The sequence below is a fragment of the Streptomyces sp. NPDC001157 genome (assembly GCF_053598255.1).
The window spans coordinates 36,833-62,409 of the sequence record NZ_JBSFJW010000040.1 but is presented as its reverse complement, the minus strand read 5'-3'; the positions used below and the strand labels follow the sequence as shown (position 1 = coordinate 62,409).

Sequence of the window (25,577 nt, the reverse complement as noted above, 5' to 3'; positions counted from 1 at the left end):
GTCACGCCTCAGCAGGGGCGTTTCCGCAGCTCCATCACATAGTCGTGCGGCGCGCCCGCGGACTCCGCGGCATCGGCGATCTCGCCCAGATACCGCGCGGAGGGCAGACCGCCCTCGTAGCCGTCGAGGACATATGTCCACGCCGACTCCTCGCCCTCCAGCGTGTGCACCCGCACCCGCATCCGGCGGTAGACATTGAGGCCGACGCCCTCCCAGCGGTCCATGGACTCCTCGTCCGGCGGCGCGATGTCGTACAGCGCGACGAAGACCTGTGAGAACGGGTCCTCGACGATCGTCGCCAGAGCGCCTTCCCAGCCCATGTGCTCGCCCCCGAACGTCAGCCGCCAGCCGTTCAGCCAGCCCGTGGCGCGCATCGGCGAGTGCGGGGCGCGGCGGGTCATCAGCCGCGCGTCGAGGTTGCCGGCGTACGCGGCGTAGAGCGACATGGGTCGAGAGTACGGCAGCCGACCCACACGCCCCTGACGTATCAAGGGCACCTTGCCAACCCATTGCCCCGCCCCCGGGCAGTAGCACCTTGAACGGTGCGGGACAATGGGGTACGTGACTCGGATCGTGATCATCGGTGGCGGACCCGGCGGATACGAGGCGGCCCTGGTGGCCGCCCAGCTCGGCGCGGAGGTGACCGTCGTCGACTGCGACGGTCTGGGCGGGGCGTCGGTGCTGACCGACTGCGTACCGTCGAAGACCCTTATCGCTACGGCCGAGGTGATGACCACCTTCGACTCGTCGTACGAGGAGCTCGGCATCATCGTCGCCGACGACACCCCGCCGCTGGAGCAGGCGGCCCGGGTGGTGGGGGTCGATCTGGGGAAGGTCAACCGCCGTGTGAAGCGGCTCGCCCTCGCCCAGTCCCATGACATCACCGCCTCCGTCACGCGGGCCGGTGCCCGGGTCATGCGCGGCCGCGGCCGGCTGGAGGGCATGCAGGCCCTCGACGGTTCCCGCAAGGTGATCGTCAGCGCGGCCGACGGCACCGAGGAGACTCTCGTCGCCGACGCCGTGCTGATCGCGACCGGCGGCCACCCGCGTGAGGTGCCCGACGCCCAGCCCGACGGCGAGCGCATCCTCAACTGGACCCAGGTGTACGACCTGAACGAGCTTCCCGAGGAGCTCATCGTGGTCGGTTCCGGTGTGACCGGCGCCGAGTTCGCCGGTGCCTACCAGGCGCTGGGGTCGAAGGTCACCCTGGTCTCCTCCCGGGACCGCGTGCTGCCGGGTGAGGACCCGGACGCCGCCGCCGTGCTGGAGGACGTCTTCCGGCGCCGCGGCATGAACGTCATGGCCCGCTCCCGCGCCGCCGCCGCCAAGCGGGTCGGCGACCGCGTCGAGGTCACCCTCTCCGACGGCCGGGTCATCACCGGCACCCACTGCCTGATGGCGGTCGGCGCCATCCCCAACAGCGAGGGCATGGGCCTGGAGGAAGCGGGCGTCAAGCTGCGCGAGTCCGGGCACATCTGGACCGACAAGGTCTCGCGGACGACCGCTCCCGGTGTGTACGCCGCCGGTGACGTGACGGGCGTCTTCGCCCTCGCCTCCGTCGCCGCCATGCAGGGACGTATCGCCATGTACCACTTCCTCGGCGACGCGGTGGCCCCGCTGAATCTGAAGACCGTCTCGTCCAACGTCTTCACCGACCCGGAGATCGCGACCGTCGGCTACACCCAGGCCGACGTCGACGCGGGCAAGATCGACGCCCGAGTGGTCAAACTCCCGCTCCTGCGCAACCCGCGCGCCAAGATGCAGGGCATCCGCGACGGCTTCGTGAAGCTCTTCTGCCGCCCGGGCACGGGCATCGTGGTCGGCGGTGTGGTCGTGTCCCCGCGCGCATCGGAACTGATCCATCCGATCTCGATCGCCGTCGACAACAATCTGACGGTCGAACAGATCGCGAACGCGTTCACCGTGTACCCCTCCCTTTCGGGGTCGATCGCGGAGGTCGCCCGGCAGCTCCACACGCGCAAGACCGGCGGCGAGGTCTGACGGCCGAAACCGACTCCTCGCTGGTCACGGGGAGTTGTCGAGCATGCGTACGGCATAGTCGGGGCGGGTAGGCCCTATACCACTTCCCGCCCTCCTGTGCGAACAACTTCTGCTATTCGGCGCAAACAGCTGAAAGCAGACGGTCGTTGGGGTTACTGTCAGTTTCGTGTTCGCTGCAGAACGTCGCCAATTGATCCTCGAAATGGTGCGAGCGAACGGGGCCGTGTCGCTCCGTGAGCTCGCCCGCGTCGTCCAGACCTCCGAAGTGACCGTACGGCGGGACGTGCGCGCACTGGAGGCAGAAGGACTCCTCGACCGCCGGCACGGCGGTGCGGTACTGCCGGGCGGGTTCACGCGGGAGTCCGGCTTTCCGCAGAAGTCACATCTCGCGACCGCCGAGAAGACGGCCATCGCCGACCTCGCCGCCAACTTCGTGGAAGAGGGCGAGGCCATCGTGGTCGGGGCGGGTACCACCACACAGGAGTTGGCCCGCCGGCTCGCCCGGATCCCCGGGCTGACCGTCGTCACCAACTCCCTGCTGGTCGCCCAGGCGTTGGCCCATGCCAACCGCGTGGAGGTCGTGATGACCGGTGGCACCCTGCGCGGCTCCAACTACGCCCTCGTGGGCAGCGGTGCCGAGCAGTCCCTGCAGGGGCTCAGGGTGTCCCGTGCGTTCCTGTCCGGGAGCGGGCTCACCGCCGAGCGCGGGCTGTCCACGTCCAACATGCTGTCGGCGTCGGTGGACCGGGCGCTGGTGCAGGCGGCCGCGGAGGTCGTCGTGCTCGCCGATCACACCAAGCTCGGTACGGACACGATGTTCCAGACCGTGCCGACGGATGTGATCACCCGGCTGGTGACCGATGAGCCGCCGCCGCACGACGACCGGGCCGCCACCGAGTTGCAGGCTCTCGCCGATCAGGGTGTGCAGATCGCCGTGGCCGGCGCCTCCGGGAATGCGGGCGGTGATTCCGTCCCCCCGCGGGGGCCGCGTCGGGACGTCGCCCTGCCGGGGCCGCGGCGCGGGCAGCCGGGGGCCGGCCTTCGGACGGCGGCGGTACTTGATCCCTCCGGGGGAGAGCGGGAGCGGGCTCGGGTTGCGGATTTGCGGCGGCGGTAGGTTGTTTGCCTATTCGCCGTAGGGGTTGTGTTGTCGGGCGACTGCGGGTGGTTCGTGGTTGCTCGCGCCCACGCGGCGGAGCCGCATATCGATACAGCCCCGCGCCCCTTAAAGCCGCTGCCGTCACGTTGCTTTCAAGCCCCGCAGGGTGAGGGTCAGCAAACGGTCCGCCAGGTTCGGGTCTCCCGGGGACTCTTCCGCCGCCAAGGCGATTGCGTTGGTGAGTTGGAGGAGGTCGGTGATGGTGACGTCCTCGCGGACCTTGCCTGCTTGCTGTGCGCGTTCCAGCAGGGCGGTGCCCGCCTCGTGCATCGGCGTGCTGCAACTGGCCAGGGCCGAGGTGGTGTCGGAGGTCACGGACATCAGGGCCAGGGCCAGGCCGCGGTACTCGCCGGCGTGGGTGACGATCTCGCGGAGCCAGGTCACCAGGGCGGTGCACGGCTCCGGGGCGCCCAGGAGTTCGTGGGAGCGGTCCAGGAGGTCGCTCACCGCCTCCTCGAAGACGGCGCTCAACAGGGCGTGACGGTTGGGGAAGTGACGGTACAGGGTGCCGATGCCGACGCCTGCGCGCCGGGCCACGTCCTCCAGGGACGCGTCCGTGCCGTGCGCGGCGAAGGCCGCGCGGGCCTCGGTGAGCAGCCGCTCGTAGTTGCGGCGGGCGTCGGCACGCATGACGCGCTGGGGCGCCGGCGTCATCTCTGTGCCGCCGTTCGCCGCAGTCCCCGCCGACGTTGCGCCCACCATGCCTCCCACCTGCCCTCTCGTGCGCCCCCGTCTGCCTCCAGCATGCCATCGAGGACGGGCGCCGGGGGATGGCGAGGGACATCGGCGGTGCGTGCCATCGAGCCGGGGGGAACGGGCGGAAAACGAGGCGCCCGGTGGACTGACTGCTCCAGTCCGCCGGGCGCCTCGGGATGTCGTAGCAACGACCGTGTCGTGTCAACGACCGTGTCGTGTCAGTCCTTGATCTCGCAGATCGCGGCGCCGGAGCTGATGGACGCGCCGACGTCGGCGGACAGGCCCTTGATGGTGCCGGACTTGTGGGCGTTCAGCGGCTGTTCCATCTTCATCGCCTCCAGGACGACGACCAGGTCGCCCTCCTTGACCTCCTGGCCCTCCTCGACGGCGACCTTGACGATGGTGCCCTGCATCGGCGAGGCGAGGGTGTCGCCCGAGGCGACCGGGCCGGACTTCTTGGCGGCGCGGCGCTTCGGCTTGGCGCCGGCCGCGAGGCCGGTGCGGGCCAGGGACATGCCCAGCGAGGACGGCAGGGAGACTTCCAGGCGCTTGCCGCCGACCTCGACGACGATCGTCTCGCGGTCCGAGTCCTCCTCGGCCTCGGCCTCGGCCGGGGCGGCGAACGCGGGGATCTCGTTGACGAACTCGGTCTCGATCCAGCGGGTGTGGACCGTGAACGGCTCGGCGGAGCCGGTGAGTTCGGGGGCGAAGGCCGGGTCCTTGACCACCGCGCGGTGGAAGGGGATGGCCGTGGCCATGCCCTCGACCTGGAACTCCTCCAGGGCGCGGGCCGCCCGCTGCAGGGCCTGCTCGCGGGTGGCGCCGGTGATGATCAGCTTGGCGAGCAGGGAGTCCCAGGCCGGGCCGATGACCGAGCCGGACTCGACGCCCGCGTCCAGACGGACGCCCGGGCCGGTGGGCGGGGCGAAGGTGGTGACGGTGCCGGGGGCCGGGAGGAAGTTGCGGCCCGGGTCCTCGCCGTTGATGCGGAACTCGAAGGAGTGGCCGCGCAGCTCGGGGTCGCCGTAGCCGAGTTCCTCGCCGTCGGCGATGCGGAACATCTCGCGGACCAGGTCGATGCCCGCGACCTCCTCGGTCACCGGGTGCTCGACCTGCAGGCGGGTGTTGACCTCCAGGAAGGAGATCGTGCCGTCGGCTCCGACGAGGAACTCCACGGTGCCGGCGCCGACGTAGCCGGCCTCCTTGAGGATGGCCTTGGAGGACGAGTACAGCTCGGCGACCTGCTCGTCGGAGAGGAACGGCGCGGGGGCCTCCTCGACCAGCTTCTGGTGGCGGCGCTGCAGCGAGCAGTCACGGGTCGAGACGACGACCACATTGCCGTGCTGGTCGGCGAGGCACTGGGTCTCGACGTGCCGCGGCTTGTCCAGGTAGCGCTCGACGAAGCACTCGCCGCGGCCGAAGGCGGCCACGGCCTCGCGGACCGCGGACTCGTAGAGCTCGGGCACCTCTTCGAGGGTGCGGGCGACCTTCAGGCCGCGGCCGCCACCGCCGAAGGCGGCCTTGATGGCGATCGGCAGGCCGTGCTCCTCGGCGAAGGCGACGACCTCGTCCGCACCGGAGACCGGGTCGGGCGTGCCCGCCACGAGCGGGGCGCCCGCCCGCTGGGCGATGTGCCGGGCGGCCACCTTGTCACCCAGGTCGCGGATGGCCTGCGGCGGCGGGCCGATCCAGATCAGCCCGGCGTCCAGAACGGCCTGCGCGAAGTCGGCGTTCTCGGAGAGGAAGCCGTATCCGGGGTGGATGGCGTCCGCGCCGGACTCGCTCGCCGCGTTCAGGATCTTGTCGATCATCAGGTAGCTGGTCGCCGGGGTGTCACCGCCCAGGGCGAACGCCTCGTCCGCGGCGCGGACATGCAGAGCGTCGCGGTCCGGGTCCGCGTAGACGGCCACGCTCGCGATCCCGGCATCCCGGCAGGCCCGGGCCACGCGGACAGCGATTTCGCCACGGTTGGCGATGAGCACCTTGCGCACGATTGAGGCTCCCTCCTTGAAACAAGCCGAGTTTAGGGACTGGCTACACGGCACTACGACCCGTCCCCAGTGGTGAGCTTGCCCACACGGAGCGTGATGCCAGGCTTGCTCGACCCGCGAAATCCCTTGTCGCACCTCGGTACGCAGGACTCCTCCCGAAAACCCTAGCTCTCCCATGTGGTCAAGGTCTCTGTGAGAGCGTGCTGCGGGCCACTCGGTTTCTTTGTGGAGTCCCTACGAATGGCCCAACGAATCTTTGCCGCGCGCAGAACCCTTGTCCCGGGGTTTACCCGTTAGTAGCGTTCGCGATGTCTCGTACGTACTTGAGGTAACTACAGCCTTGGCCGACCCGCTCGGGCGGCAGTCGAAAGTGGGTGGGACCGGTGGTACGCAGACCGGTGGCGTGGGTCGTGGCGGTCGTGCTCTTCGCGGAGGCGTTCGGCGTCGCGGCGCTGAACTGGTTCCTGGGGATCGTCGTCGACCGGCAGGACATGTCGCTGGCCGGTCTCGACCCCGACATGATGTCGCTGTCCTCGAAGATCGGCGGCATCGTCTTCGGCCTCTACTTCGCCCTGTGCGGCCTGGTCGCGCTCCTCGTGGCGGTCCGCAACCGCCCGCCGGCCGGCTTCGGGCGCATCCTGCTGATCAGCGCCGCGGTCGTGCACGGGCTGCTGGGGGCGTTCGTGTGGGGGCTGGTGGGCTGGACCGCGTTCCTGTTCATGGTGGTCGTGCTCGCCCTCATCGTGCTGCTCCTGATGACGTACGACAGCCCGGCCGAACCCACCGACCAAGGGGGCAAGGACGGGGGAGACTCCCCCGTCACCGCTCCGCCGGCGCCCACAACTCCGTGATGCCGACGCCCAGCTGGGCGAGGAGTCGGCGGACGAGGGGCAGGCTGATGCCGATCACATTGCCGTGGTCGCCGTCGATGCCCTCGATGAACGGCGCGCTGCGGCCGTCGAGCGTGAACGCACCCGCGACGTGGAGGGGTTCACCGGAGGCCACGTAGGCGGCGACCTCCTCGTCGGAGGGGTCGCCGAAGCGGACGACGGTGGAGGCGGTGCCGGACGCGTACCGCTTGTTCGCCGTGTCCCAGACGCAGTGCCCCGTCTGCAGGACGCCCGCCCGGCCACGCATCGACTTCCAGCGAGCCGTCGCCTCCTCGGCGTCCGCGGGCTTGCCCAGGGCCTCGCCGTCCAGCTCCAGCACGGAGTCACAGCCGATCACCAGAGCGCCGTGCACCTCCGGCCTGGCGGCGACCACGGAAGCCTTGGCCTCTGCCAGGGCGAGGGCGAGTTCGGCCGGGGTGGGGGCGGTCACGGCGTCCTCGTCCACGCCGCTGACGATCACCTCCGGTGTGAGGCCTGCCTGGCGCAGGAGGTTCAGCCGGGCGGGGGACTGGGAGGCGAGGATGAGGCGGCGGCGGGGCGCGTCTGTCATGCGGTCAGCGTAGCCGCGTGGCCCACGCGGCGGAGCCGCACATCGATGCGGTGACGGGGGTTACCTCAGGCCGATCACGATCATCGCGAGGATCATGGCCAACGCCATGAGGAGGCCGAGCCGCCGCAACATCTCCTGCATGTCGCGGAGTTCTTTGGGCGGCTCGTTCTCAGGGTCGGACCACAGCATGCCACTAGCGTGGGGCTGGGGCGGGGGTGGGCGCCTGAGTACGCGTACTCAAGTTGGGGGCCCGCAGCGGTTTGTTGTTGGCTGCGGGCCCGGTGGGGGCTTGTCGCGCAGTTCCCCGCGCCCCTAAAAGATTGCGCAGTTCCCCGCGCCCCTGAAAGATGCCCAGTTCCCCGCGCCCCTGAGAGACTGCGCGGGCCCCCGCGGTCCCAGGAGATGCGCGGGTCCCCGCGGTCCTAAAAGCAAAAAGCCGTTACCCCGGCCAGTAGGTGCGGGTCCACGCCGATGGGCCCGGCTTCGGCAGGCGGTGGGAGGCGATCCTTGCCGGGTCCGACCAGGAGTCCCTGTCTCGGGTTGCGCCGGGCGGGACGGAGGCCTCCGCCGCGGCGCGGGCGCGGACCACCGCCAGGGCGGCGGCCAGCTCCTCCGGGGTCGGGTTGCCCCGTACGACCTTGATCGTCATGGCGGCTCCTAGAGGGGGATGTTGCCGTGCTTCTTCGGAGGCAGGGATTCCCGCTTGGTGCGCAGCTGACGCAGGCCGCGTACGACGTGCCGACGGGTCTCGGACGGCATGATCACCGAGTCGATGTAGCCGCGCTCGGCCGCGATGTAGGGGTTGAGGAGGGCGTCCTCGTACTCCTGGATCAGTCGGGCGCGGGTCGCCTCCACGTCTCCGGCGGCCTCCGCCTCCGCGATGGTGCGGCGGTGCAGGATGTTGACCGCGCCCTGGGCGCCCATGACGGCGATCTGGGCGGTCGGCCAGGCGAGGTTGATGTCCGCGCCGAGGTGCTTGGAGCCCATGACGTCGTAGGCGCCGCCGAAGGCCTTGCGGGTGATGACCGTGATCAGCGGGACGGTCGCCTCGGCGTAGGCGTAGATCAGCTTGGCGCCGCGGCGGATGATGCCGGTGTGCTCCTGGTCGACGCCGGGGAGGAAGCCCGGCACGTCGACGAAGGTGATGACGGGGATGTTGAAGGCGTCGCAGGTGCGCACGAAGCGCGCGGCCTTCTCGCTCGCGTCGATGTCGAGGCAGCCCGCGAACTGCATCGGCTGGTTGGCGACGATGCCGACCGGGTGGCCCTCCACCCGTCCGAACCCGGTGAGGATGTTCGGCGCGAACAGCGGCTGCGTCTCGAAGAACTCGGCGTCGTCCAGGACGTGTTCGATCACCGTGTGCATGTCGTACGGCTGGTTCGCGCTGTCCGGGACGATCGTGTCCAGCTCGAGGTCCTCGGCGGTGGTCGCCAGGTCCGCCTCCTCGGGGAAGACGGGGGCCTCGGAGAGGTTGTTGGAGGGGAGGTAGGACAGGAGCTGCTTGACGTACTCGATCGCGTCCTTCTCGTCACCCGCCATGTGGTGGGCCACGCCGGAGGTGGAGTTGTGGGTGCGGGCGCCGCCCAGCTCCTCGAAGCCGACGTCCTCGCCGGTGACGGTCTTGATGACGTCCGGGCCGGTGATGAACATGTGCGAGGTCTGGTCGACCATCACCGTGAAGTCGGTGATCGCGGGGGAGTAGACCGCGCCGCCCGCGCAGGGGCCGACGACCAGGCTGATCTGCGGGATGACACCGCTGGCGTGGGTGTTGCGGCGGAAGATCTCGCCGTACGCGCCGAGGGAGGCCACCCCCTCCTGGATGCGGGCGCCGCCGGAGTCGTTGATGCCGATGACCGGACAGCCGGTCTTCAGCGCGAAGTCCATCACCTTGACGATCTTCTGGCCGTAGACCTCGCCCAGCGCGCCGCCGAAGACGGTGAAGTCCTGGGAGAAGACCGCGACGGGGCGGCCGTCGACGGTGCCGTAACCGGTCACCACGCCGTCCCCGTACGGGCGGTTGTTCTCCAGACCGAAGTTCGTCGAGCGGTGCCGGGCGAACTCGTCCAGCTCGACGAAGGAGCCCTCGTCGAGGAGGAGCTCGATCCGCTCACGGGCCGTCAACTTGCCCTTGGCGTGCTGTTTTTCGACGGCGCGTGCGGAGCCGGCGTGCGTCGCTTCCTCGATACGACGCTGGAGATCCGCGAGCTTGCCCGCGGTGGTGTGGATATCGATCTCTTCCGGCTCGGACATCGGGATCGCGGCTCCCTGCCTGCTCAAAAGGGGGGACGGTTACTCATCCGTAGAGTAGTGGTGGCGCTACGAATCAGCAGTGCGGCGTTTCACACACCTAGGGTGGCTTGCATGACGCCGCGAGATGCTTCAGACGACGACAGCCGCTGGTCCGATCTGGACCGGCCTCCGCTCAATGCCGCCGCGCTGCGGCGCGGGCTCGTGCAGGAGGGCGGGCTGTGGCGCGAGGTGGAGGTGGTGCGCAGCACCGGCTCCACCAACTCCGACCTGGTCGCCCTGGCGGGCGCGGGCAAGGCGGGCGAGGGGTACGTCCTGGTCGCCGAGGAGCAGACCTCCGGGCGGGGGCGCCTGGACCGCCAGTGGACGGCACCGGCCCGCTCCGGCCTCTTCTTCTCCGTGCTGCTCAGCCCGAGCGAGGTGCCGGTCGCCCGCTGGGGCTGGCTGCCGCTGCTCACCGGGGTCGCCGTGGCGACCGGGCTGTCCCGCTCCGCGGGCGTCGACACGGCACTCAAGTGGCCCAACGACCTGCTGGTTTCCATCGGTGGCGAGGAACGCAAGGCCGGCGGCATCCTCGCCGAGCGGGCGGGGGACGACGGCGTCGTCATCGGGGTCGGCATCAACGTCACCCTGCGGGAGGGCGAGCTGCCGGTGCCGACGGCCGGTTCGCTTGCGCTGGCAGGCGCGGTGAGCACCGACCGGGATCCGCTGCTCAGGGCGATCCTGCGGTCCCTGGAGGAGTGGTACGGGCGTTGGCGCGACGCGGGCGGCGATCCGTCGGAGAGCGGTCTGCAGGAGACGTACGCGGCGGGCTGCGCGACGCTGGGCAGGACGGTGCGGGCCGAGCTGCCGGGCGACCGGTCGATCACCGGGGAGGCGGTGGCGGTGGACGGGGACGGAAGGCTGGTGATCGCAACTGAGGAGGGAGTACAGGAACCGGTCGGGGCCGGTGACATCGTGCACCTGAGGCCTGCCTGACGGAGGGCGGATGCACGGCTGCCTGCAGCTGTGCACGACTCCCGGGAGTGAGCTAGGGCACACCTGCCGTACAGTTGAGGCCGGTCGATACCTGACCGTGGCAGATCGGAAGGGCAGCAGGCGTGACCGTCGACGACACGGGCTCCGGCACGGGCGCGGACGGCCGGGTGGACCCCCATGCCGCCGAGCCCGGCGAGGACCCGCTCGCCCTGCGTCTGGAACACCTGATCCTCGGCGCGGAGCGACGCTACACCCCCTTTCAGGCGGCCCGCAGTGCCGGCGTCTCCGTGGAGCTGGCCACCCGCTTCTGGCGGGCCATGGGCTTCGCCGACATCGGACAGGCCAAGGCGCTCACCGAGGCCGACGTACTGGCGCTGCGCCGCCTGTCCGGCCTCGTCGAGGCCGGGCTGCTGAGCGAGGCCATGGCCGTGCAGGTGGCCCGCTCCACCGGGCAGACCACCGCCCGGCTCGCCGAGTGGCAGATCGACTCGTTCCTGGAGGGCCTGACCGAGCCCCCGGAACCCGGGATGACGCGCACCGAGGTGACGTACCCGATCGTCGAACTGCTCCTGCCCGAGCTGGAGGAGTTCCTCGTCTACGTCTGGCGGCGTCAGCTCGCCGCCTCGGCCGGACGGGTCGTGCAGGCCGCCGACGACGAGGAGATGGTCGACCGGCGACTGGCCGTCGGCTTCGCGGACCTGGTCGGCTTCACCCGTCTGACCCGCCGTATGGAGGAGGAGGAACTCGGCGAACTCGTCGAGGCCTTCGAGACCACCGCCGCCGACCTGGTCGCCGCGCACGGCGGCCGGCTGGTGAAGACGCTGGGCGACGAGGTGCTCTACGCGGCCGACGACGCCGGGATCGCCGCCGAGATCGCGCTGCGTCTCATAGAGACCATGGCGAACGACGAGACGATGCCCGAACTGCGCGTCGGCATCGCCTTCGGCACGGTGACCACTCGTATGGGCGATGTCTTCGGTACGACGGTGAACCTCGCCTCCCGGCTGACGTCCATAGCCCCGCGTGACGCCGTCCTGGTCGACGCCGACTTCGCCCAGGAGCTCATCCGCACCGGGGAGGCACCGGCCTCCGAGGCCGAGGCGGCGGAAGCCGCTGCCGCGGCGGAGAAGGAGGGGGAGGAGCCCCCGGTGTACCGGTTTGCGCTGCAGCCGATGTGGCAGCGGCCGGTGCGGGGGCTTGGTGTGGTCGAGCCCTGGCTGCTCACCCGGCGGGGCTAGGCCTCTCGCCGGGGCATGCCGATTTACGACTTCGCCGCAGGGCGGTGGGCTGTCTTCCGGCTGCGGCTTGGTTGTGGCTGATCGCGCCCACGCGGCGGAGCCGCATATTGATACAGCCCCGCGCCCCCATGGGGCGCGGTCCTCAGCCGTCGGCCGACGACTCCACGCACAGGCCGATGACCGGTACGCACAGGCCCGGCTCGTCCGTCTCGCCCGGCTGTGGGGCGGGCGGGGGTGTGGTCCGGTCGGGAGTCGGGCGTGGGGCGGGAGCCTGTGTCGCAGGCGGATGCTGAGTCGTCGTGGGCGCCGGGGTGCCCGGTGTGACCGGGATGGTTGTGGTTCCCGGAGCGGGCGCCACACTCGGTGACGGGGGTGCCGTTTGCAGGGGTACGAGGCTTGAGGGCGCCGTCGGTGTCGTGCTCGCGTTGCCCATTGCGTAGGTCGCCGACGGGCTCACCCGGGGTGCGGTCTCTGCGGCGGCGACGGTGGTGCTCGACTGGTCGGTGTCGGTGGCCGGGTCCTGCCGGGGGTCCGCCTCCGTGGTTCCCAGGCCGGCGCTTCCCGTATCCGGGGCCATCCGTACGAGGCTCAGCGCGCCCGCGGCCAGTGCCAGCCCGCTGACGGCGAACAGCAGTTTGCGGGGGCGGGGCCTGCGATGGCGGCCGCGCCTCACCGATGTCTCCGCCGTCACCGTCATCATGTCCCTCCCCCTTGCGCCCGCGCCCCCCTGTGCGCCGTGGCGAACGCACCGTATGCGCTCCCGTGGGCGGTGTGGCGGGAGTTGGGCGGGATGTCACCCGAACGGGGACAACGGAAAGAAACCCTGCAATGATCGGGCCGACGGTTGTTAACCCGCGTTAACCGGAGGGTGTCATGGGCGAGGAGCGGTTCGGGGAGTTCGTGGTGGTGCGGCGGCACGGCGAAGGGGACGTCGGGCGTGTCGCGGAGCTCGTCCTCGACCGGCCCAAGGCCATGAACGCCGTGTCGAGCGAGATGGCGCGGTCGATCGCCGCGGCCTGCGCGGCACTCGGCGCGGACCGTGACGTACGGGTGGTCGTGGTGACGTCCACGCACGAGCGGGCGTTCTGCGTCGGGGCGGACCTCAAGGAGCGGAACTCCTTCACCGACGCCGATCTGCTCCGGCAGCGGCCGGTCGCGCGGGCCGCCTACACCGGGGTCCTGGAGCTGCCGGTGCCGACGATCGCGGCGGTGCACGGGTTCGCCCTGGGCGGGGGCTTCGAGCTGGCGCTGTCGTGCGACCTGATCGTGGCCGACCGTACGGCGGTGGTGGGGCTGCCGGAGGTGTCCGTGGGCGTCATCCCGGGCGGCGGCGGTACGCAGCTGCTGCCGCGGCGGGTGGGGGCCGCCCGGGCGGCCGAGCTCATCTTCACCGCACGGCGTCTGCAGGCCGCTGAGGCGCGGGAGTTGGGGCTCGTGGACGAGCTGGTGGAGGAGGGCCGGGACCGCGAGGCGGCACTGGACCTGGCCGCACGCATCGCCGCGAACTCACCGGTCGGCCTGCGGGCCGCCAAGCGGGCGCTGCGTCTCGGCCACGGGCTCGACCTGCGGGCCGGTCTGGAGGTCGAGGATGCGGCCTGGCGGTCGGTGGCCTTCTCGGGGGACCGGGCGGAGGGGGTGGCGGCGTTCAACGAGAAGCGGAAGCCGGAGTGGCCGGGGGAGTGAAACCGGGGAGCGCCTTCTGGGCGCCGGTCGGCATCACTCAGCCTGTCCGGCGTGTGAGGACGAGGCCGTTCAGGCCGAAACGGGGGTCTGGGGGCAGGGCCCCCAGGGGCCGGTCACCCCACCGCCGTATCAATAGAACAAACCGCTGGAAACATCCCTAACCTGGAGTAATGGGTGAGGACAAACGTCTCGCAGCGGTCGTCGCGCTGGCGCAGGGCATGGCCGCGGCCCACGGCTCGCGCGAGGCGTGGCGGGCGGCGGCGGCCGGAGGGTGCCGTGCGCTCGGCGGGAGCTTCGCCGCGTTGTCGGTGTGGGAGCGGGAGCTCGGGCGGCTGCGGGTTCTCGCGAACGTGGGGGAGCGGGCCGAGGGGGAGGAGGAGTTCCCGGAGGACGAGTCGTATCCCGTGCATCAGTTCCCCGAGATCACCGAGTTCCTCCATGAGCGGTGGGCCGGCGGCGGCGAGCCCGACGCATGGGTCGAGACGGCGCACGGGCCCACGGCGGGCGGCCGCCCCGGATACCTCCACCAGCGCGTCGCCGCCCTGCGCCGCCGGGGCCGGGGCTGCTGCGTAGTCGCCCCGATCGTGCTGCACGGGCGCGCGTGGGGCGAGCTCTACGTCGCCCGTCCCGCAGGCGCCCCCGTCTTCGACCGGGGTGACGCAGACTTCGCGACCGTGCTGGCCGCCGTCGTCGCCGCCGGGATCGCCCAGGCGGAGCGGCTGGAGGAGGTGAGGCGGCTCGCCTACACCGACGCCCTCACCGGCCTCGCCAACCGCCGCGCCGTCGATGCGAAGCTGGACGAGGCCGTCGAGCGGCACCGCGAGGACGGCACGGTGGTCAGCCTCGTCGTCTGCGACCTGAACGGCCTCAAGCGCGTCAACGACACCCAGGGGCACGCCGTCGGCGACCGCCTCCTGGAGCGTTTCGGCTCCGTCCTCTCCCTGTGCGGCGCGATGCTCCCCGGCACGCTCGCCGCCCGCCTCGGCGGTGACGAGTTCTGTCTGCTCTCCGTCGGCCCGTCCGCCGACGAGGCCGTCAAGGCGGCCGACGAACTCTGCCGCCGCGCCGCCGAGTTGGAGCTCGGCGACGGGGTCGCCTGCGGGGTCGCTTCCACGGAGGATCCCATCGGGCCGGTGCGGTCCGCCCGGCGGCTGTTCCGGCTGGCGGACGCGGCCCAGTACCGGGCGAAGGCGCTCCGCTTGGGGCAGCCGGTGGTGGCCGGGCGGGAGGGTCCCGACGATCCGGTCGTACGGCTGGCCGATGCGCCCTCTCCGCAGGCTGCGGCCGAGCGGCGGCGGTTCCGGGGGCGGTCCGGCTGACGTGCTGGGGCTCCTCCCCCAGGCCCCCGTATCGGCCTGAACGGCCTCGTCCTCAAACGCCGGACGGGCTGGATTTCACCTACCGGCGGTGTAAGGGGCTTTCCCGCAACCCGGTAGTGACATCTTCGTCTTCACTGCGTACGCTCCTGAATATGGATATGCACACTGTGGTGGTGGGGACGTCCGGGGTGACCGCGTCCGACGTTCTTGCCGTGGCGCGCGGCGGTGCCCGGGTCGAGCTCTCCGCGGAGGCGGTGGCGGCTCTCGCCGCCGCGCGCGAGATAGTGGATGCGCTGGCGGCCAAGCCCGAGCCCGTCTACGGCGTCAGCACCGGCTTCGGCGCCCTGGCGACCCGGCACATCAGCCCGGAACTCCGCGCTCAGCTGCAGCGCAACATCGTCCGCTCGCACGCCGCCGGCCTCGGACCGCGGGTGGAGCGGGAAGTCGTACGGGCCCTGATGTTCCTGCGGCTCAAGACCGTCTGCTCGGGGCACACGGGCGTACGGCCCGAGGTGGCGCAGACCATGGCCGACGTGCTCAACGCCGGGATCACGCCCGTCGTCCACGAGTACGGCTCGCTCGGCTGCTCCGGCGACCTCGCTCCCTTGTCCCACTGCGCCCTCACGCTCATGGGTGAGGGGGAGGCGGAAGGACCGGACGGAGCCGTCCGCCCTGCCGGTGAGCTGCTCGCCGAGCACGGGATCGCTCCCGTCGAACTGCGTGAGAAGGAGGGCCTCGCCCTTCTCAACGGCACCGACGGCATGCTCGGCATGCTGGTCATGGCACTCGCCGACCTGGACGCCCTCTACAAGTCGGCCGACATCACGGCCGCCCTGTCGCTGGAGGCGCTGCTCGGCACGGACAAGGTCCTCGCCCCCGAGCTGCACGCCATCCGCCCGCACCCGGGGCAGGGTGCCTCCGCCGCCAACATGCTGGCCGTGCTGAAGGGTTCGGAGCTCACCGGGCACCACCAGGACGGCGCGCCGCGTGTCCAGGACGCCTACTCGGTGCGCTGCGCCCCGCAGGTCGCCGGCGCCGGACGGGACACCCTGGCGCACGCCCGGCTCGTCGCCGAGCGCGAGCTGGCGTCGGCCGTGGACAACCCCGTCGTCCTGCCCGACGGGCGCGTCGAGTCCAACGGCAACTTCCACGGCGCCCCGGTGGCGTACGTCCTGGACTTCCTCGCCATCGTCGCCGCGGACCTCGCCTCGATCGCCGAGCGGCGCACCGACCGGCTGCTCGACAAGAACCGCAGCCACGGTCTGCCGCCGTTCCTGGCCGACGACGCGGGTGTCGACTCGGGGCTGATGATCGCCCAGTACACGCAGGCGGCGCTGGTCAGCGAGATGAAGCGGCTGGCCGTACCGGCGTCCGCGGACTCGATCCCCTCCTCCGCCATGCAGGAGGACCACGTCTCGATGGGCTGGTCGGCCGCCCGCAAGCTGCGTACGGCCGTCGACAACCTCACGCGGGTGATCGCCATCGAGCTGTACGCCGCCACCCGCGCGATCGAACTGCGCGAGGGCCTGGCCCCGGCGCCCGCCTCGCAGGCCGCCATCACGGCTGCCCGGGCGGCGGGGGTCCAGGGTCCCGGTCCGGACCGGTTCCTCGCGCCCGACCTGGCCGCCGCGGACGCGTTCGTGCGCGACGGGCACCTGGTCGCCGCGGTGGAGCGTGTGACGGGACCGCTCGCCTGACCGCTCTGTAGGTACGAGGGCCGCCGCTGTCTCCCCCCGGCGGCGGCCCTCCCCGCACGTCAGCCCTGCGCGAGCTTGGCCGTCTGTACCTTGACGATCTCGGCGGGGACGCCGTACTTGTCCTGCTTGCCGGCCAGGGCCGCCAGGCTGATCGAGTAGTACGTGGCGACCGTGGAGCCGTGGCGCGCGACCTCGACGTGCGTCGTCGTCGTGCCGCCCTCGACCTTGCCGGTCACGGCGAACGCCACCGACTCGTCGCCGCTTCCGGAGGACTTCTCCTCGGCGACCTTCGTGAACTTCTGCGTGTCCTGGCCCTTGGCCGCGATCGTGAAGCCGTTCGCGCAGCCGCTCACCGCGTCCGACACGGACTTCATCGTGTCCTGGGCGCCCCCGCCGTCGTACGAGGACAGCGAGACGATCGTCAACTTGGACTCCAGGACGTCCTGGAGGCCGTTCATCGCGGCGTCCAGGTCCTTGTCCGAGGTGCCCGTGGGCGTGGGCTTGTCGCTCTTCTCCGTGGCCATCCGGTTGACGTACGCGCTGGTGTCGCCCGGCGCGAACCCGGTGAGGACGTAGGCGAGCGGCGCGCACTTCGCGTCGGCCACCGTCACCTGGTCCTTGGACGCGGCGAACTTGCCGCCGGTGTCCGCGGACTTGACGTCGTAGCCGTCGAGGTCCGCCCCGCTGATGATGAGCTTCCTCAGCTCGGCCGAGCTGAGCGCCTTCGCGGCCGCAGTCGACGAGGAGGACGAGTTCGTGGAGCCGGATTCCTTGGAGTCGTCGGAACTCCCGCCGCAACCCGTGATGAGGGCGAGCGACAGCACGCTCACGGCAACCGTGGCGCTCGCACGCACCCTCGATGATCTCTTCATGGGCGGACTATGAGGGCCGGGTCAAGGAAGCGTCAAGCGCACTCAGAACCCGAGGCGCTCCCGGCGCACCGAATACGCCACGAAACCGGCGCCGATTCCGAGGAAGAGAGTGCCGCCGACGACGTAGGGAGTGGTGTCGGGGCTTCCCGTGTCGGCGAGTTGGGTCTCGGTGCCGGAGCTGTCCGTGGTCTCCGAGACGGCCCGCGCCTGCGCTGTGACCTGCGAGGTCGGGGCCGCAGACGACGCTGTTCTCGCCGGCTCTTCCCCCGTCGCCTTGGCGGAGGGAACGAACCACAGGGCGCACAGGACGGTGCCTGCGGCGGTGGCGGTCAGCAACGGACGACGAGCGGATGACACGGAATATCGATCCCCTTGTGGCGCTGGCGAATTGGCCGTGTGGGGCGATGTTAGTGAAAGGCGCGGGTCACAGGAAAGTCACGGGAGCCCCGGGCCTTACGCTCCGGGCATGAACACTGAAGAGACATCACGTTTTGTCCGCCTTCGGGTGGAACTCGTCCTCGAAATCGAGGACCCCGGCGAACTCACCAAGGAGGCGCTGCGGCGCCTCGCCGCCGACACCGACCTGCCGGCCGACGAGCGGGCGCACGCCGAGGGCGCTGTGACGGAAGACACCTCGGAGGCACTCGCCTCCCTCATCGACCCGTTCGACCTGGTGAGCGAGGTGCCGGGAGTCGATCTCGCGCAGGCCTCCTGGTCGAGCGAGCCCATCGACTACGACCCCGATTCGCCGGATTGGGACCTGGACGAGGAAGATGTCGACGACGACGAAGACGAGGGGGCCTACGGCGTCTCCTGAGCGGCTTGGGAAAACATGACCCCGGGTGGCGATCGCCGTCCGGGGTTTTTCTTTGTCTTCCGCAGGGCACTCGGCCGCACCATCCGCCCCGGCAGACGTGGCGTGCCCCACACCTACGGGATATGTGGAACGGGACGAACCGGCCGTAGCGTTGAAGTTCGTTAACGGGGACGCTCGGGGCTTTTTGGGGATACGGCAACAATGGAGAAGCGTGTGATGACGAACAGTAAGCGGCGCAGGGGCCTGACGGTCGCGTCCGCACTGCTCGGCGGGGTTCTGGTGCTCTCGGCGTGTTCCGGCGGTGGTGGCGACGACGCCTCCGGCGGCAAGGGCAAGGACACCTCGCAGGCCAAGGCCGACGAGGTGTCCGCCAAGAAGCCGTCCGAGGCGGACATCAGGATCACGCCCAAGGACGGCTCCGACAACGCCTCCATCAACAACTCCGCGGCCGTCACCGTCAGCAAGGGCACGCTCACGGGCGTGACCATGACGACCGAGAGCGGCACCCCCGTCGCCGGCACGCTCTCCGCCGACAAGACCAGCTGGAAGCCGAACGCCCAGCTGGAGCGCTCGACCACCTACAAGGTCGCGGCGGTGGCGAAGGACTCCGCCGGTCGCGTCGCGCACGAGAACGCCTCGTTCACCACGGTCGCTCCGGCCAACAGCTTCATAGGCACCTTCACGCCGGACAACGGCTCCACCGTCGGTGTGGGCATGCCGGTGTCGATCAACTTCGACAAGGCGATCGCCAACAAGGCCGCGGTCCAGAAGGGCATCACGGTCTCCTCCAGCAGCGGCCAGGAGGTCGTCGGACACTGGTTCGGCGCCAACCGCCTCGACTTCCGCCCGGAGAACTACTGGAAGGAGAACTCCACCGTCACGCTGAAGCTCGCGCTCGACGGTGTCGAGGGTGCCTCCGGTGTCTACGGCGTGCAGCAGAAGACGGTCACCTTCCACATCGGCCGCAACCAGGTCTCGTACGTCGACGCCAAGACCAAGCAGATGAAGGTCACGCAGGACGGCAGGACGATCAAGACCATCCCGATCTCGGCCGGTTCGCCGGAGCACACGACGTACAACGGCGTCATGGTGATGTCCGAGAAGTACAAGCAGACGCGTATGAACGGCACGACGGTCGGCTTCACGGACAACGACGGCAAGGCCGAGTACGACATCAAGGACGTGCCGCACGCCATCCGCCTCACCAACTCCGGCACCTTCATGCACGGCAACTACTGGGGTGCGAAGTCCATCTTCGGCTCGGTGAACACCAGCCACGGCTGCGTGGGCCTCTCGGACACCAAGGGCGCCAACGACACGGGCACGGCCGGCTACTGGATGTACACCCACTCGATCGTCGGTGACGTCGTGGTCATCTCCAACACCGGCGACAAGACGGTCCAGCCGGACAACGGCCTCAACGGCTGGAACCTCAGCTGGGCGGACTGGAAGGCCGGTTCGGCCGTCTGACCCACCGTCGGTCCACAGCTTTCCGATGCCGCCCCCAGGGGCGGCATCGGTGTTTCCGAGCCCTTTCCCGGGCCGCTGCAGCCTTCTCATGCATCTCTTATCGGGGCCTTATCGAGTCATCACGGGGCGTCCCTAGCTTGCGGCGCATGTTCTTCACCTACCTGAGGCGCGAACTGCGCCGCCGCAGAAAGGCGGCCCTCGTCGTCGCCTCCGGTCTTGCCCTCGGCATCGCGCTCGTCATCGTGGTCAGCTCCGTGTCGTCCGGCATGGGCAGGGCGCAGGACAAGGTCCTCCAGTCGCTGTACGGGCTGGGCACCGACATGACGGTCACCAAGGCGGCGACGCCGACGGCGGACAACTCCCAGCGTCCGCGCTTCCAGTTCGACGCGCGGAACAACGACGACGACTCGACGCAGAGCAGCGACCGGGTCCTGGTGCAGGGCTTCACGACCCTGGCCTCCTCCACCGTCACCAAGGTCGGGGAGCAGAAGGGCGTCTCGTCCGCGGTGGGTGGACTGAGCCTCAACGTGGTGAAGGTCGACGGCCAGTTCACCCGCGGGCAGTTCCGGCAGAACCAGAACTCCGCGGGCAGCCAGGGCGGGCGTGGCGCGGGCGGCGGCACCGGGCAGCCGCAGGGTGAAGTACAGGGCGGCGGCGCCGACTTCGACATCAACCAGTACACGGTGTACGGCACCGACGTCACGAAGACCGCGCTCGGCCCGCTGACCTCGTCGAAGATCACCAGCGGTCGTACCTTCAAGGCGATCGAGACCGACGCAAAGGTCGTCGTGGCGGACTCCGCGTACGCCAAGGAGAAGAAGTACAAGGTCGGTTCGACCGTCACCATCAAGAGCGTCAAGTTCAAGGTGATCGGCATCGCGACCGCGGACAGCGGGGACGCGGCGGCCGACCTGTACATCCCGCTGCAGCAGGCGCAGACGCTGGCCGGCGAGAAGAACAAGGTCACCACGGTCTATGTCAAGGCGACCGACTCCCAGCAGATCGACTCCGTCAAGTCGACCATCCAGAAGAACGTCTCGGGTACGACGGTCACGACCTCGGCCGACCTTGCGAAGACGGTCTCCGGGTCGCTGTCCACGGCGTCGTCCCTGGCGACCAACGTCGGCAAGTGGCTGTCGATCGCTGTGCTGGTGGCCGCGTTCCTGGTGGCGGGGCTGCTGACGTCCTCTGCCGTTTCGCGGCGGGTGCGGGAGTTCGGCACGCTGAAGGCGCTGGGGTGGAAGTCGGGGCGGGTGACCCGGCAGGTCGTGGGTGAGGCGATGGTCAACGGGCTGTTGGGCGGGGCGCTGGGGATCGGCCTCGGTCTGGCAGGGGCGTATGTCGTGACCAGCGTCAGCCCCACGCTGCAGGCGCAGTTGGGGAGCGGGGGCGGTTTCGGTGGGCCCGGTCGGCGGGCGGCGAAGACGCTGGAGGTTGCGCTGACGGCGCCGGTCAGTGTGACGACGATCGTGCTGGCGGTGGCTCTTGCGGTGGCCGGCGGTTTGATCGCGGGGGCGTTCGGCGGCTGGCGGGCGTCACGGCTCCGTCCGGCGGATGCACTTCGCCGCGTCGAGTAGCTGAACGTCGGCTGCGGCTGGGCAAGGACGGGTGTGCTCGCCCGCGCTGGCGGGGTGCCGCTGCGCCCACCCGTGCCGCCCCAGCGGCACGACTGCCCGCAGCTAGGGCGGCCTTCAAGGGGCGCGGGGAACTGCGCGACCAGCCCCCACTCACCCGCGGCCAAAACACGACCCGCACCACCCCCGAACCCTCCCAGGAGACCAAAATGTACGAACTGAGAAACCTCACCAAGCGCTACACCCGAGGCAAGGACACCGTCCACGCCCTCGACGGAGTAGACCTCTCCATCGCCGACGGCGACCGCCTGGTCATCCAAGGCCCCACCGGCGGCGGCAAGTCCACCCTCCTCCAGATGCTCGGCGGTCTGGACCGCCCCACCTCCGGCGAAGTCGTCCTCGACGGCACCGACCTGGCCGGCCTCTCCGAGGCCAAGCTCACCAAGGTCCGCAGCGAGAACATCGGCTTCGTCTTCCAGTCCTTCAACCTCATCCCGACCCTCACCGCCCAGGAGAACGTCGAGACCGCCCTCGTACCCCTCGGAGTGAAGACCAGCGAACGACGGGAGCGCGCAGCCGAAGCGCTGACCTCGGTCGGTCTCGGCGAACGGCTCAGCCACCTCCCCGGCGAGATGTCCGGAGGACAGCAGCAGCGCGTCGCCATAGCCAGAGCACTCGTCAAGCAGCCGAAGGTGCTGCTCGCCGACGAACCCACCGGAAATCTCGACGAGTCGATGCGCGACGAGATCATGGAGGTGCTGGAGCGCATGTGGAAGGAGCTCGGGCTGACCTTCATCATGGTCACGCACGACTCCGCGATCGCGAGGAAGGCCCCGCGGCTGGCGACGATCCGCAAGGGCAAGCTCACCGTCAAGGAGAGCGCGGGCGCGTAACTGCGCGGAACGGTAACGGCTTTGGGGCCGGCGCGTAACAGAACTCCGGCCCGTCTCTTACCTTCTTCTCATCTATTGAGGTGCCTGATCACCCCCCGGCATACTGCGCATTCCGGGGGGTGCACGCGTTCATGTGTGCGGGACCGCCCCCGGCCGGGTGACAGGGGAAAGCACCCGGTACTTCATCTCCAGGGGGAGACTTGCGCAGACAAGTGAAGAGAGCATGCGCGGCAACCGTTGCCACGGCGGCCGCCGTGGCCCTTGCGGCGGGCATGACCGGCCCGGCGTCCGCGAAGCCGGAGCAGTCGACGACCGCTCCGCAGACTCAGCTCACGTCCAAGCACCGCATCACCCTGATCACCGGCGACCGTGTGGTCGTCGACTCCAAGGGCCGTGTCGTAGGCCTGGAACGGGCCAAGGGGCGCGAGCACATACCCGTTCAGTTCCGCAAGGCCGGCGGGCACACGCTCGTCGTACCGGCGGACGCGGCCCGGCTGGTCGCCACCGGCAAGCTGGACCAGCGGCTGTTCGACATCACCGAGCTCAACAAGTCCGCGACCCGCAAGTCCCAGGCCGAGGGGCTGAAGGTCATCGTCGGCTACCAGGGCGCCGCCACCGGCGCGAAGGCCGACGTCCGTGACGCCGGCACCCTCCGCAGGAGCCTCAAGTCCCTGAATGCGGACGCCGTTCAGACCCCGCAGAAGGAAACGCCCGAGCTCTGGGACGCCGTCACCAGCGGCGGCCGGACCGCCTCGGGCATCGCGCACGTCTGGCTCGACGGCACCCGCAAGGCCAGCCTCGACAAGTCCGTACCGCAGATCGGCGCACCGAAGGCCTGGGCCGCCGGCTACGACGGCAAGGGCGTCAAGATCGCCGTACTGGACACCGGTGTCGACGCGACCCACCCGGACCTGGCGACCCAGGTCATCGAGTCCAAGAACTTCTCCACCGCCGCCGACGCCACCGACCACTTCGGGCACGGCACGCACGTCGCGTCGATCGCGGCGGGCACCGGCGCCAAGTCGGGCGGCAAGTACAAGGGTGTCGCGCCCGGCGCGAAGATCCTCAACGGCAAGGTCCTCGACGACACCGGCTCCGGTGACGACTCCGGCATCCTCGCCGGCATGGAGTGGGCCGCCCAGCAGGGCGCCGACGTCGTGAACCTGAGCCTCGGCGCCCAGGACGGGCCCGGCATCGACCCGCTCGAGGCCGAGGTCAACAAGCTGTCCGAGGAGAAGGGCATCCTCTTCGCGATCGCCGCGGGCAACTCCGGTCCGGAGTCGGTCGGTTCGCCCGGCAGCGCCGAGGACGCGCTCACCGTCGGCGCGGTCGACGACCACGACAAGCTGGCCGACTTCTCCTCGACCGGCCCGACCGTCGACGGCACCGTCAAGCCGGACGTCACCGCGCCCGGCGTGGACATCACGGCGGCCGCGGCCAAGGGCAGCGTCATCGACCAGGAGGTCGGCGAGAACCCGCCCGGCTACCTGACCATCTCGGGTACGTCGATGGCGACGCCGCATGTGGCGGGCGCCGCGGCGATCCTGAAGCAGCAGCACCCGGACTGGAAGTTCTCCGAGCTCAAGGGCGCGCTGACCGGCTCCGCGAAGGGCGGCAAGTACACCGCGTTCCAGCAGGGCGCGGGCCGTATCGCCGTCGACAAGGCCATCAAGCAGACGGTGATCGCCGACCCGGTGTCGGTGAGCTTCGGTGTGCAACAGTGGCCGCACACCGACGACAAGCCGGTCACCAAGCAGCTGACGTACCGCAACCTCGGTACGAAGGACGTCACGCTCGGCCTGTCCGCCGCCGGCACGAACCCCAAGGGCCAGGCGGCCCCCGCGGGCTTCTTCAAGCTCGGCGCGACGAAGGTGACCGTCCCGGCGGGCGGCAAGGCCTCCGTCAACCTCACCGTCAACACCAAGCTGGGCGGCACGCTCGACGGCGCGTACTCCGCGTACGTGACGGCGACGGGCGGCGGCCAGACGGTGCGGACCGCGGCCGGCGTGCAGCGCGAGATCCAGTCGTACAGCGTCACGTTCAAGCACATCGGGCGTGACGGGCAGCCGACCGGGAACTACAACGACATCCTGTCCGGCTACTCGGGCCTGGCCGAGGGCCGCGCGTACCCGGTGACCGTCTCGGACTCCGGTACGACGACGATGCGCCTGCCCAAGGGCGACTACCTGCTGGACGCCTGGATCGCGAAGGACTTGGTGCACTTCGAGGGCGGCCTCGACTGGCTGGTCCAGCCGAAGCTGAGCGTCACCAAGAACACCACGGTGACGATCGACGCCCGCAGGACCAGGGCGGCCGACATCACGGTGCCGGACGCGCACGCGAAGCAGCAGCTGGCGACGATCAGCTACAGCTATGACCCCGCGGGCGGCGGCGGCAGCTTCGACGCGAAGTCCTTCGCCGACATCCGCATGGCGCCGCTGGGCGGCGAGGTCTCGGGCCTGCAGCAGACGTGGAACGGCCAGTGGACCAAGGGTGACGACGCCGAGTACGACGTGGCCACCACCGCCAAGGTCAAGAAGATCCAGGGCGACAAGGTCCGCCACTTCAAGGCGAGCGACCTCGCCACGGTGAAGAACAACCTCGGTTCGGGAGCCCCCGGCAAGACCGGTGCCCTGCAGCCCATCGGGGTGTTCCCGGACGACGCCGTCTTCGCGAACGGCATCGAGCAGAAGCTGCCGGGAGCACGCACGCTGTACCTGTCGACCTCCGACAAGATCCAGTGGACGTGGGACTTCCTTCAGATCAAGGGCCATGACGCGAACGGCATCCCGATCCCGGAGGCGTCCTCCACGCTCGGCAACCCGCAGACCTTCAAGGCGGGCCGGAAGTACACGAAGACCTTCAACACGGCGGTCTTCGGGCCCCATCTGAACAGGGACTTCGGGCTCTTCCGCGAGGGCAACAGCATCTACGGCTCCCTGCCGCTGTTCACCGACGGGGCGGGCCACGCCGGCTCCTCGGACCTCACCGCGGTCGCCACGACCCTGTACCGCAACGGCACCAAGGTCGGCTCCAACGACGACCCGCTCTTCGGCAAGGAGTTCAAGGTCCCGTCCGGCGAGGCCGACTACAAGCTGACGACCTCCGTCAAGCGCAGCGTCCTGGTCGCCGAGGCCTCCACCCGCATCGACGCCAGCTGGACGTTCCGCTCGAAGAAGACGTCCGACCTGACCACCCTGCCCGCGTCCACGGTCCGCTTCAACGCGGCCACCGGCCTGGACAACAAGGTGGAGGCCGGCAAGACGGTGTCGATCCCGGTCACCGTCGAGGGCGCCGCCAAGGGCAGCAACCTCAAGTCGCTGTCCGTGTACGTGTCGTACGACTACGGCCAGACCTGGACGAAGCTCGACGTCGTGGGCGGCAAGATCAAGGTGAAGAACCCGGAGAAGGGGAAGGCCATCTCCTTCCACGCCAAGATCACCGACAAGCAGAACAACAAGTCGACGATCTCGATCTACAACGCGTACTACGCCAAGTGAGC

The 25,577-nt window shown here is 70.1% G+C and carries 23 protein-coding genes; 13 read left to right on the top strand and 10 right to left on the bottom strand.

Annotated elements, in window-relative coordinates:
- Positions 1–8 precede the first annotated feature (8 nt).
- Positions 9–446, bottom strand: coding sequence for a gamma-glutamylcyclotransferase (locus ACWDAG_RS40615; protein ID WP_450700583.1), 438 nt, complete (start codon positions 444–446; stop codon positions 9–11).
- 106 nt (positions 447–552) lie between these two features.
- Between ACWDAG_RS40615 and ACWDAG_RS40610 the strand changes: the two genes are divergently transcribed.
- Both ACWDAG_RS40610 and ACWDAG_RS40605 read left to right on the top strand, forming a co-directional pair.
- Entirely contained in the window at positions 553–2,001 is a 1,449-nt protein-coding gene (locus ACWDAG_RS40610; RefSeq protein ID WP_450700582.1) for an NAD(P)H-quinone dehydrogenase, read from the top strand.
- A 166-nt stretch (positions 2,002–2,167) separates the two neighbouring features.
- Positions 2,168–3,118 (top strand): DeoR/GlpR family DNA-binding transcription regulator, encoded by a 951-nt coding sequence (locus ACWDAG_RS40605; RefSeq protein WP_450700581.1) that lies wholly within the window; start codon positions 2,168–2,170, stop codon positions 3,116–3,118.
- Positions 3,119–3,241: 123 nt separating this feature from the next.
- On the opposite strand, the gene ACWDAG_RS40600 is transcribed toward ACWDAG_RS40605, so the two are convergent.
- Complete coding sequence (locus ACWDAG_RS40600; protein ID WP_450700603.1) at positions 3,242–3,790, bottom strand: TetR/AcrR family transcriptional regulator; 549 nt, start codon at positions 3,788–3,790, stop codon at positions 3,242–3,244.
- A 284-nt stretch (positions 3,791–4,074) separates the two neighbouring features.
- Positions 4,075–5,847 (bottom strand): acetyl/propionyl/methylcrotonyl-CoA carboxylase subunit alpha, encoded by a 1,773-nt coding sequence (locus tag ACWDAG_RS40595; protein WP_450700580.1) that lies wholly within the window; start codon positions 5,845–5,847, stop codon positions 4,075–4,077.
- Between the two features lie 383 nt (positions 5,848–6,230).
- Between ACWDAG_RS40595 and ACWDAG_RS40590 the strand changes: the two genes are divergently transcribed.
- Positions 6,231–6,698: a hypothetical protein gene (locus tag ACWDAG_RS40590; RefSeq protein ID WP_450700579.1), complete on the top strand. Its 468-nt coding sequence runs from the start codon at positions 6,231–6,233 to the stop codon at positions 6,696–6,698.
- Here ACWDAG_RS40590 and ACWDAG_RS40585 read toward each other — a convergent pair.
- The 4 genes from ACWDAG_RS40585 to ACWDAG_RS40570 all read right to left on the bottom strand — a co-directional run bounded on the left by ACWDAG_RS40585 (position 6,667) and on the right by ACWDAG_RS40570 (position 9,537).
- Entirely contained in the window at positions 6,667–7,287 is a 621-nt protein-coding gene (locus tag ACWDAG_RS40585; RefSeq protein WP_450700578.1) for a Maf family protein, read from the bottom strand. The genes ACWDAG_RS40590 and ACWDAG_RS40585 overlap by 32 nt on opposite strands.
- Positions 7,288–7,347: 60 nt before the next feature.
- Positions 7,348–7,476 carry a morphogenic membrane protein MmpB gene (mmpB, locus tag ACWDAG_RS40580; RefSeq protein WP_099930981.1) on the bottom strand — a complete coding sequence of 43 codons (129 nt, stop codon included), beginning with the start codon at positions 7,474–7,476 and terminating at the stop codon, positions 7,348–7,350.
- 250 nt (positions 7,477–7,726) lie between these two features.
- Complete coding sequence (locus ACWDAG_RS40575) at positions 7,727–7,936, bottom strand: acyl-CoA carboxylase epsilon subunit (protein ID WP_115906254.1); 210 nt, start codon at positions 7,934–7,936, stop codon at positions 7,727–7,729.
- 8 nt (positions 7,937–7,944) lie between these two features.
- Entirely contained in the window at positions 7,945–9,537 is a 1,593-nt protein-coding gene (locus tag ACWDAG_RS40570) for an acyl-CoA carboxylase subunit beta (protein WP_450700577.1), read from the bottom strand.
- 111 nt (positions 9,538–9,648) lie between these two features.
- Between ACWDAG_RS40570 and ACWDAG_RS40565 the strand changes: the two genes are divergently transcribed.
- Both ACWDAG_RS40565 and ACWDAG_RS40560 read left to right on the top strand, forming a co-directional pair.
- Complete coding sequence (locus ACWDAG_RS40565; protein WP_450700576.1) at positions 9,649–10,512, top strand: biotin--[acetyl-CoA-carboxylase] ligase; 864 nt, start codon at positions 9,649–9,651, stop codon at positions 10,510–10,512.
- A gap of 122 nt (positions 10,513–10,634) precedes the next feature.
- Positions 10,635–11,750, top strand: a complete 1,116-nt coding sequence (locus ACWDAG_RS40560) for an adenylate/guanylate cyclase domain-containing protein (RefSeq protein ID WP_351462275.1) — start codon at positions 10,635–10,637, stop codon at positions 11,748–11,750.
- Positions 11,751–11,892: 142 nt separating this feature from the next.
- Here ACWDAG_RS40560 and ACWDAG_RS40555 read toward each other — a convergent pair whose 3' ends face one another.
- Positions 11,893–12,450, bottom strand: coding sequence for a hypothetical protein (locus tag ACWDAG_RS40555; RefSeq protein WP_450700575.1), 558 nt, complete (start codon positions 12,448–12,450; stop codon positions 11,893–11,895).
- A 173-nt stretch (positions 12,451–12,623) separates the two neighbouring features.
- On the opposite strand from ACWDAG_RS40555, the gene ACWDAG_RS40550 reads away from it, so the two are divergent.
- The 3 genes from ACWDAG_RS40550 (at position 12,624) to hutH (ending at position 16,449) form a co-directional block, all read left to right on the top strand.
- Positions 12,624–13,433 carry an enoyl-CoA hydratase/isomerase family protein gene (locus ACWDAG_RS40550; RefSeq protein ID WP_450700574.1) on the top strand — a complete coding sequence of 270 codons (810 nt, stop codon included), beginning with the start codon at positions 12,624–12,626 and terminating at the stop codon, positions 13,431–13,433.
- A gap of 170 nt (positions 13,434–13,603) precedes the next feature.
- Complete coding sequence (locus tag ACWDAG_RS40545; RefSeq protein WP_450700573.1) at positions 13,604–14,752, top strand: diguanylate cyclase domain-containing protein; 1,149 nt, start codon at positions 13,604–13,606, stop codon at positions 14,750–14,752.
- A gap of 158 nt (positions 14,753–14,910) precedes the next feature.
- Positions 14,911–16,449 (top strand): histidine ammonia-lyase, encoded by a 1,539-nt coding sequence (gene hutH, locus ACWDAG_RS40540; protein ID WP_450700602.1) that lies wholly within the window; start codon positions 14,911–14,913, stop codon positions 16,447–16,449.
- A 59-nt stretch (positions 16,450–16,508) separates the two neighbouring features.
- On the opposite strand, the gene ACWDAG_RS40535 is transcribed toward hutH, so the two are convergent.
- Together ACWDAG_RS40535 and ACWDAG_RS40530 are read right to left on the bottom strand one after the other, a co-directional pair.
- Positions 16,509–17,321, bottom strand: coding sequence for a hypothetical protein (locus tag ACWDAG_RS40535; protein WP_450700572.1), 813 nt, complete (start codon positions 17,319–17,321; stop codon positions 16,509–16,511).
- Positions 17,322–17,363: 42 nt separating this feature from the next.
- A complete protein-coding gene (locus ACWDAG_RS40530) occupies positions 17,364–17,678 on the bottom strand; it encodes a hypothetical protein (protein WP_450700571.1) in 315 nt (104 codons plus the stop codon).
- Between the two features lie 109 nt (positions 17,679–17,787).
- Here ACWDAG_RS40530 and ACWDAG_RS40525 point away from each other — a divergent pair, with 109 nt between their 5' ends.
- The 5 genes from ACWDAG_RS40525 to ACWDAG_RS40505 all read left to right on the top strand — a co-directional run bounded on the left by ACWDAG_RS40525 (position 17,788) and on the right by ACWDAG_RS40505 (position 25,575).
- A complete protein-coding gene (locus tag ACWDAG_RS40525) occupies positions 17,788–18,138 on the top strand; it encodes a hypothetical protein (RefSeq protein ID WP_450700570.1) in 351 nt (116 codons plus the stop codon).
- Between the two features lie 201 nt (positions 18,139–18,339).
- Positions 18,340–19,608: a L,D-transpeptidase gene (locus tag ACWDAG_RS40520; RefSeq protein ID WP_450700569.1), complete on the top strand. Its 1,269-nt coding sequence runs from the start codon at positions 18,340–18,342 to the stop codon at positions 19,606–19,608.
- A gap of 146 nt (positions 19,609–19,754) precedes the next feature.
- Positions 19,755–21,185, top strand: coding sequence for an ABC transporter permease (locus ACWDAG_RS40515; protein ID WP_450700568.1), 1,431 nt, complete (start codon positions 19,755–19,757; stop codon positions 21,183–21,185).
- Between the two features lie 206 nt (positions 21,186–21,391).
- Positions 21,392–22,075, top strand: coding sequence for an ABC transporter ATP-binding protein (locus ACWDAG_RS40510; protein ID WP_450700567.1), 684 nt, complete (start codon positions 21,392–21,394; stop codon positions 22,073–22,075).
- Between the two features lie 212 nt (positions 22,076–22,287).
- Complete coding sequence (locus tag ACWDAG_RS40505) at positions 22,288–25,575, top strand: S8 family serine peptidase (protein ID WP_450700566.1); 3,288 nt, start codon at positions 22,288–22,290, stop codon at positions 25,573–25,575.
- The last annotated feature ends 2 nt before the right edge of the window (positions 25,576–25,577 follow it).

Bases quoted from the DNA above. Each gene is read 5' to 3' on its own strand.
- ACWDAG_RS40565 (WP_450700576.1), top strand. From the start codon at position 9,649: ATGACGCCGCGAGATGCTTCAGACGACGACAGCCGCTGGTCCGATCTG.
- ACWDAG_RS40525 (WP_450700570.1), top strand. From the start codon at position 17,788: ATGAACACTGAAGAGACATCACGTTTTGTCCGCCTTCGGGTGGAACTC.
- ACWDAG_RS40535 (WP_450700572.1), bottom strand. From the start codon at position 17,321: ATGAAGAGATCATCGAGGGTGCGTGCGAGCGCCACGGTTGCCGTGAGC.
- ACWDAG_RS40610 (WP_450700582.1), top strand. From the start codon at position 553: ATGGGGTACGTGACTCGGATCGTGATCATCGGTGGCGGACCCGGCGGA.
- ACWDAG_RS40600 (WP_450700603.1), bottom strand. From the start codon at position 3,790: ATGCGTGCCGACGCCCGCCGCAACTACGAGCGGCTGCTCACCGAGGCC.
- ACWDAG_RS40585 (WP_450700578.1), bottom strand. From the start codon at position 7,287: ATGACAGACGCGCCCCGCCGCCGCCTCATCCTCGCCTCCCAGTCCCCC.
- ACWDAG_RS40515 (WP_450700568.1), top strand. From the start codon at position 19,755: ATGTTCTTCACCTACCTGAGGCGCGAACTGCGCCGCCGCAGAAAGGCG.
- mmpB (WP_099930981.1), bottom strand. From the start codon at position 7,476: ATGCTGTGGTCCGACCCTGAGAACGAGCCGCCCAAAGAACTCCGCGAC.
- ACWDAG_RS40555 (WP_450700575.1), bottom strand. From the start codon at position 12,450: ATGATGACGGTGACGGCGGAGACATCGGTGAGGCGCGGCCGCCATCGC.
- ACWDAG_RS40570 (WP_450700577.1), bottom strand. From the start codon at position 9,537: ATGTCCGAGCCGGAAGAGATCGATATCCACACCACCGCGGGCAAGCTC.
- ACWDAG_RS40520 (WP_450700569.1), top strand. From the start codon at position 18,340: ATGGAGAAGCGTGTGATGACGAACAGTAAGCGGCGCAGGGGCCTGACG.
- ACWDAG_RS40615 (WP_450700583.1), bottom strand. From the start codon at position 446: ATGTCGCTCTACGCCGCGTACGCCGGCAACCTCGACGCGCGGCTGATG.
- ACWDAG_RS40545 (WP_450700573.1), top strand. From the start codon at position 13,604: ATGGGTGAGGACAAACGTCTCGCAGCGGTCGTCGCGCTGGCGCAGGGC.
- ACWDAG_RS40510 (WP_450700567.1), top strand. From the start codon at position 21,392: ATGTACGAACTGAGAAACCTCACCAAGCGCTACACCCGAGGCAAGGAC.
- ACWDAG_RS40575 (WP_115906254.1), bottom strand. From the start codon at position 7,936: ATGACGATCAAGGTCGTACGGGGCAACCCGACCCCGGAGGAGCTGGCC.
- hutH (WP_450700602.1), top strand. From the start codon at position 14,911: ATGCACACTGTGGTGGTGGGGACGTCCGGGGTGACCGCGTCCGACGTT.
- ACWDAG_RS40550 (WP_450700574.1), top strand. From the start codon at position 12,624: ATGGGCGAGGAGCGGTTCGGGGAGTTCGTGGTGGTGCGGCGGCACGGC.